The following is a 6,348-nucleotide window of genomic DNA, read 5'->3' as shown; positions in this document are numbered from 1 at the left end:
CCTGACCGTGGTCGCCCCCCTGAACGCGCTCACCCCGGCGGCGTTCCCGCCCACCGGCGGCCCACGGCCGGCCGCGTTCACCCCGCCCGGCACCGCTGCGGCGGTCGGCGAGGTCGACGGCGAGCCGGTCACCGCCGCCCATCTGCGGGAGCTGCTCACCCGGCTCGACGCGCTCTGCCCCGGCGGGCTGCAGGCACCACCCGGCGGCAGCCTGGACATCGCGATCACCGACGCCACCGGCGCGCTGCTCGCCCTCACCAACCGCACGGAACTCGGCCGGCTGGCCCGCCACGGCTGCCCCACCCACCCCGACACCAGCTGCCGATGCCCGCTGCTGGGCCCGCCGGCGGCGGTGGACCGCTACCGCCCCTCGGAGGCCCAGCAGCGTTTCCTCAAGGCCCGCGACCGCACCTGCCGCCACCCCGGCTGCACCGTGCGCGCCGGCTGGGCCGACCTCGACCACGTCATCCCCCACGCCAACGGAGGCGAGACCTCCTGCGCGAACCTCTGCTGCCTGTGCCGTCGCCACCACCGGCTCAAGACCTTCGCCCCCGGCTGGCAGCACCCATGAGCGACGACGGCGTGCTCGCCCTTCTCACGCCCTCAGGCGTCACCCGGATCAGCCGACCACCCGGCTACCGGGTGCTGACCGAACCACCGCAGCTCCCACCCGAACCGGCGGACGATCCCCGCCCTTCTGAGCCGACGGTCGGGCGCAGGGCACCGGCACACGATCGGGTGACCGGTGCGCCGCGGACCAGCCATCTTCCTAGGGTGACCGGAATGTCTGGCATGGCGCGGGTCTCTGCGGAGCTGCGCCCGCATGCCCACCGTCAGGTCCGCCGGCACTACGCGGCGCTGCTCCTGTCCCAGCTGGCGGTGGTGACGGCGTTGTGGCCGCTGACCGGGCACGAGGGCGTGTACCTCCCGCTGAGCAGCCTGGTCGGCTTCGCGCTGGTCGAGCGGTGGCAGTGGTGGCGGCGACGCGACCAGTACCTGGCCCGCATCGAGATCGGGGTCGCGCTCCGCGCCTCCGCCGAGCCACGCCCGCACCTGCGGGCCGCGGTGGACCGCGAGGCCGAGCGGGTGCTCCAGGAGCATCAACAGGGCCTCGGTGTCATCTTCGTGCTCTTCGGGGGCTCGCACTGGCCGTCGTCGGCGCTGCCGTGTTCCGCGACGAACCCGCGGCGGCGCTGTGGGCGATCCCGAGCGTCGTGGTCGGGGCTCTCTCGCTCCGACACCTCGCTGCGGAACGGGACGCGGCGCAGCGTTGGCTCGCCCGAACACCAGCGCCGTCCCCGGAGACCGGGCCGTGAGCGGTCAGCGTGAGGTCGACTGTGCCGCCGCGCTGACCGGCTGATCCGGCGACGTCTCGGCGGTCCTACCGGGTGCGGCGGAGCAGCGCCATGAACATGGCGTCGGTGCCGTGCCGGTGCGGCCACAGCTGTCCGGAGTTCCCCCGCGCGAGGCCGGGCACCTCGGGGAACAGCGGGGCGACCGGCAGCACCTCGACGTCGTCGCGCCGGGCCGCGGCGTCCACCACGTCGACGGTCTCGGCGGCGTGCGGCGAGCAGGTCACGTAGGCGACGACGCCACCGACGCGGACCGAGCGCAGCGCGCTGTCCAGCAGCTGCGTCTGCAGCTCGGCCAGCGGCTCGACGTCCTCGGCAGTACGCCGCCAGCGCACCTCGGGTCGGCGTCGCAGCGCCCCCAGCCCGGTGCAGGGCGCGTCGAGCAGGACCCGGTCGAACGAGCCGGGCTGCCACGGCGGCTGCGTCCCGTCGGCGGCGAGGACCTCGACGTCCTCCTCGTCGCGCAGTGCCTGCCGCACGAGATCGGCGCGGTGCGGCGCCCGATCGGCGGCGGTGAGGCGCACCCCCCGGGGGCGGGTGGCCGCCAGCAGCCCGGACTTGCCCCCCGGGCCGGCGCACATGTCCAGCCATGCGGTGTCCGGGCCCTCGAGCGGCGCGCGGGTGAGCAGGAGCGCGGCGAGCTGGCTGCCCTCGTCCTGGACCGCCGCGCGACCGGTGCGCACCGACGCCAGCCGGCCGGGGTCTCCCCCACCGAGGCGCACCGCGTACGGCGACCAGGGTCCGGGCTCACCGCCGGACTCGGCCATCAGCTCCTCGCGATCCATGCGCCGGGCCACCAGGTGCACCTCGGGGGCGGCGTCGTCGGCGAGCAGTGCGGGCTCGAGCTCGTCCTCGCCGTCCAGCGCGTCCCGCCAGGCCTCGACGATCCAGTCCGGGTGGTCGGTGGCCAGGGCCAGCCGGCGGTCGCCGTCGGCACCCAGGGCCGCCAGCCACGCCGCACGATCGCCGCCGGCGGCGACCTTGCGCAGCACCGCGTTGACCAGTCCGGCAGCGCCTGGGCCCACGATCGCGCGGGTGAGGTCGACGCTCGTGTCGACGGCGGCGTGCGCCGGGACCCGCAGGTCGATGATCTGGTAGGCGCCCAGGCGGAGCAGGTCCAGCACCCGCGGGTCCAGCTCGGCCAGCGGCCGGGACACCAGACCGGTGAGGATCGCGTCCAGCGTCCCCTGAGCGCGCAGCGCGCCGTACGCGAGCTGGGTGGCGAACGCGGCGTCGCGCTCGTCCAGCTTCCGCTCACGCAGCAACTGCGGGAGCAGCAGGTTGGCGAAGGCCTCCCGGGAGGAGACGGCGTCCAGGACGTCGTAGGCGGTGAGCCTGGCGCCGTCGAGCACCGGACGGCGGGTCGCCGGGTGCCGCCGTGGCCCGCGCCGGGCCGGAGGACGCGTCACTCCCCCACCCGCTCACCGGGGGCGAACCGCGCGCCGCGCGCCCAGTCCGCCGCGGGCAGCATCCGCTTGCCCGCCGGCTGCACCTGCGACAACCGGACCCCACCGTTCCCCGTGCCCACGACCACCGTGCCGGCGTCCACCAGCACCTCACCCGGAGCCGGCGACGGTCCTCCGGGCAGCAGGTCGACCGGTGCCACGCGCAGGCGCTCGCCCCGCCAGGTGGTCCACGCGCCCGGGGCGGGCGTGAGCCCGCGGATGCGCCGGTCCACCACGTGGGCGGGCAGCGCCCAGTCGATCCGCGCGTCGGCCGTCTCGACCTTCGGCGCGAGACTGACCCCCTCGGCCGGCTGCGGCCGGGGCTCCAGCGCTCCGGCCTCGATGCCGTCCAGGGTGGCCACCAGGAGGCCCGCGCCGCTGACCGCCAGCCGCTCCAGCAGGTCGCCGGCGGTGTCGCGCGGGCCGATTTCCTCGGTCACCGTGCCGAAGACCGGACCGGTGTCCAGGCCCGCCTCCAGCAGGAACGTCGAGGCACCGGTCACCTCGTCACCGGCCATGATCGCGTGCTGCACCGGCGCGGCCCCACGCCAGGCGGGCAGCAGCGAGAAGTGCAGGTTGACCCAGCCGTGCCGCGGCGAGTCGAGGGCCGCGCGGGGCACGAGAGCGCCGTAGGCGACGACCGGCGCGCAGTCCACCGCGAGCTCCGACAGCTGCGCCAGGAACTCCGGATCCCGCGGCGAGGCCGGCTGCAGCACCGGGATGCCCGACTCGTCGGCCCGCTCGGCCACCGGCGAGCGGCTGACCTTGCGGCCGCGACCGGAGCGCGCGTCGGGACGGGTGAGCACCGCGACGACCTCGTGGTCGGAGGCCAGCAGGGCGTCGAGCGAGGGAACGGCCGGCGCAGGAGTGCCGGCGAACAGGAGCCTCAGTGGGGGCTCACCTCCACGCGCGGGATCCAGGCACCCATGCCGGACCACTCGGTCGCCTCGATCGCGGCCAGCGCCGCCGCGCGCGCCTCGGGGTCGAGCCGGTCGACGAACAGGACGCCGTCGAGGTGGTCGGTCTCGTGCTGCACCGCGCGGGCCAGCAGGTGCGAGCCCTCCACCCGGATCGGCTCGCCGTGCATGTTCCAGCCGGTCGCCGCGACGTAGAGGTGCCGGCGGCAGTCGAAGCGCAGGTCCGGGATCGACAGGCAACCCTCGGGCCCCTCCTCGGTCTCGTCGCCGATCGGCATGACGTCGGGGTTGACCAGGTGGCCGACCTCGCCGTCGACGAACCAGGTGAACACCCGCAGTCCGACGCCGATCTGCGGTGCAGCCAGGCCGGCCCCGCCGGCGGCGTGCATGGTGTCGGTCAGGTCCGCGACGAGCTGCCGGAGCTCCGCGTCGAAGTCGACGACCGGGTCGGCCGGCCGGTGCAGCACCGGGTCGCCGAACAGTCGGATGGGGGTCACGCTCACCGGTCGATCGTAGGCGGCGCCTTCCGCTCCCCCTCGGCCAGCGCGGTCCGGACAGCGGCCGCGACGTGCAGCGCGGTCGTGGGGAGAGTCGGCAGGTCGACGTCGTCCGGCCCGATGAGCAGCTCGATCGCACGCACGCATCCAGCAGGCCCGCCGAGGAACGGCTCACACCAGGTCGAGCGGGTCCAGCTGCACCCGGACGTGCTCGGGAGCCTTCCGCGCGCTGCGCACGCCCTGGACCTCCGCCAGCGCGTGCGCCAGAGCGGCGCCTTCTGTCCGCGGCACCCGCACCAGGTAGCGCTCGCGTTCCCCCTCCTGGCCGTGCCGCGGTGGCTCGGGGACCGGCCCGAGCAGGTCGGCGTCCTCAGGCAGCCGCAGGGCGGCGAGGAAGTCCGCCAGGGCGGCGGGCGAGGCGGACAGCGAGGCGATCCGCGTTACCGGTGGGAACCCGAGCTCGCGCCGGTCGGCCACCTCGCGCTCGGCCAGCCAGGCCGGGTCCCAGCGCACCAGCGCCTGGACGACGGGGTGGGCGGCGTCCGCTGCCACGACCACCTGCCCGCCGGCCGAGGCCGGGCGCACGAGGGTCGCGGCGTTCATCCAGCGCCGCATGGCCTCCTCGCCCGCGCGCAGGTCCGCCCGGCCCAGCAGCGCCCACGAGTCCAGCAGCAGCGCGGCGCCGTAACCGCCCTCGGCCACCGGCTCGGCGCCCGGCGTGGCGACGACGAGCGCCGGCCCGGCCGGCACGGTGGCCAGCACGCCGGTGCTGCTCCCGGAGGTGCGCACGACCGCGCCCGGGAAGGCACGCGCCAGCTCCTCGGCGGTCCGCGTCTCGCCGATGACGGCGGCCCGCAGCTTCGTGCCGTGGCAGTGCGGGCAGTCGAAGGTGGCCGCGGGGCGGGCGCACCACCGGCAGGCCGGGATGCGGGCGCCACCGGGGCCAGGCCGGGGCGAGATGCCGAGCGGCCCGGCGCAGTGGGCGCACCGGGCGGGCGCCCGGCACCGTGCGCAGGACAGCGAGGGCACGTAGCCGCGACGCGGCACCTGCACCAGCACCGGAGCGCCGTCGGCCAGGGCTCTGCGCGCGGCGGTGTGCGCCAGCGACGGCAGCCGCGCCGAGCGGGCGGCCGGGTCACGAGCCAGCTCGAAGTCGTCGCCGAGCGCCTGCACCCGCGGCGCGGCAGCGCGCAGGGCCGCGCGGTCGGCCACCAGCTCGTGCGCCCATCCGGACTCCACGAGCACCGCGGCCTCCGCGGTGCGGGAGGTCCCGGCCACCACCGCGGCACAGGAGTCCAGCCAGGCCCGCTGCACCAGCACGTCCCGGGCGTGCGGATAGGGCGCGTGCTCGTCGGCGTGCAGGTCGTCGCCGTCGTCCCAGACCACGACCAGGCCGAGATCGCGCACGGGGGCGAACATCGCCGCCCGCGTGCCGAGGACCACCTGGGCGGCGCCGCGCGACGCGGCGAGGAACCGGCGATAGCGCTTCTCGGGGGAATCGTCGGCGCGCAGCACGGTGAACGAGTGCTGGGGCAGCAGTCGCTCGGCGGCCGCGGTCAGCCGGTCCAGGTCCTTGCCGTCGGGGACGACGACCAGCGACCCCCGCCGTCCCGACAACGCCGCCCGGCACAGCTCCACCAGCCGGGTCGGCCAGTCCTCCCCGGGCAGCGCGGTCCACACCGCCCGCGCCGCGCGCCCCTCGGCCAGGGCGGCCAGCAGTGCCGGGCCGGCCGGGTAACGGGCGAAACCGGCCGGATCGGGCGCCTCGGGCAACGCCTCGGGGGTGGGTGCGTCCCGTTTCTCCGCCGCGGCGCGGCGCGGCGGCAGCGCCAGCCGGAGCACATCGCTGGCGGTCCCGGCGTACCGGTCGGCGACGGCGCGCACCAGCCGGGCGACCTGCGGCGTGAGCACCGGCTCACCCGAGGGCACGTGCGACAGGGGCTGCAGGGTGCCGGCGAAGTCGGTGGTGTCGGCGAGCTCCCACACCACCCCGTCGACCAGCCGGCCGTGGAACCGCACCCGCACCCGGCAGCCCGCGCGGACCGTGTCGGCGAACGTGTCCGGGACGGCGTAGTCGAAGGGCCGGTCCAGGTGTGCCAGGGGCACGTCCACGACGACCCGGGCCACCATCGGGCGG

The 6,348-nt window shown here is 76.5% G+C and carries 7 protein-coding genes; 2 read left to right on the top strand and 5 right to left on the bottom strand.

The features are described 5' to 3' along the window. Both C5508_RS12675 and C5508_RS12670 read left to right on the top strand, forming a co-directional pair. Window positions 1-571 (top strand): HNH endonuclease signature motif containing protein (locus C5508_RS12675; RefSeq protein WP_198598055.1); only part of this gene is annotated, 571 nt, incomplete at its 5' end. Window positions 572-774: 203 nt separating this feature from the next. After that, window positions 775-1,329, top strand: coding sequence for a hypothetical protein (locus C5508_RS12670; protein WP_157944086.1), 555 nt, complete (start codon window positions 775-777; stop codon window positions 1,327-1,329). A 52-nt stretch (window positions 1,330-1,381) separates the two neighbouring features. Here C5508_RS12670 and C5508_RS12665 read toward each other — a convergent pair whose 3' ends face one another. From C5508_RS12665 to C5508_RS12650, 5 genes are read right to left on the bottom strand one after another with little or no spacing between them, the layout of a single operon-like run. Then, window positions 1,382-2,761, bottom strand: coding sequence for an RsmB/NOP family class I SAM-dependent RNA methyltransferase (locus C5508_RS12665; RefSeq protein ID WP_104525308.1), 1,380 nt, complete (start codon window positions 2,759-2,761; stop codon window positions 1,382-1,384). Continuing rightward, window positions 2,758-3,735, bottom strand: a complete 978-nt coding sequence (gene fmt / locus C5508_RS12660; protein WP_232797100.1) for a methionyl-tRNA formyltransferase — start codon at window positions 3,733-3,735, stop codon at window positions 2,758-2,760. The genes C5508_RS12665 and fmt overlap by 4 nt, the downstream gene beginning before the upstream one ends. Further along, window positions 3,684-4,217 (bottom strand): peptide deformylase, encoded by a 534-nt coding sequence (gene def, locus C5508_RS12655; protein ID WP_104525307.1) that lies wholly within the window; start codon window positions 4,215-4,217, stop codon window positions 3,684-3,686. Before def ends, fmt begins: the two co-directional genes overlap by 52 nt. Beyond that, entirely contained in the window at window positions 4,214-4,354 is a 141-nt protein-coding gene (locus tag C5508_RS19575) for a hypothetical protein (RefSeq protein WP_157944085.1), read from the bottom strand. Before C5508_RS19575 ends, def begins: the two co-directional genes overlap by 4 nt. A 28-nt stretch (window positions 4,355-4,382) precedes the next feature. Further along, window positions 4,383-6,341 carry a primosomal protein N' gene (locus tag C5508_RS12650; RefSeq protein ID WP_269801783.1) on the bottom strand — a complete coding sequence of 653 codons (1,959 nt, stop codon included), beginning with the start codon at window positions 6,339-6,341 and terminating at the stop codon, window positions 4,383-4,385. Window positions 6,342-6,348 lie beyond the last annotated feature (7 nt).

The sequence above is a fragment of the Blastococcus atacamensis genome (assembly GCF_002938425.1).
Classification (GTDB): domain Bacteria; phylum Actinomycetota; class Actinomycetes; order Mycobacteriales; family Geodermatophilaceae; genus Blastococcus; species Blastococcus atacamensis.
The sequence above is the reverse complement of the archived record's forward strand: the minus strand, read 5'-3'. Positions and strand labels throughout refer to the sequence as shown.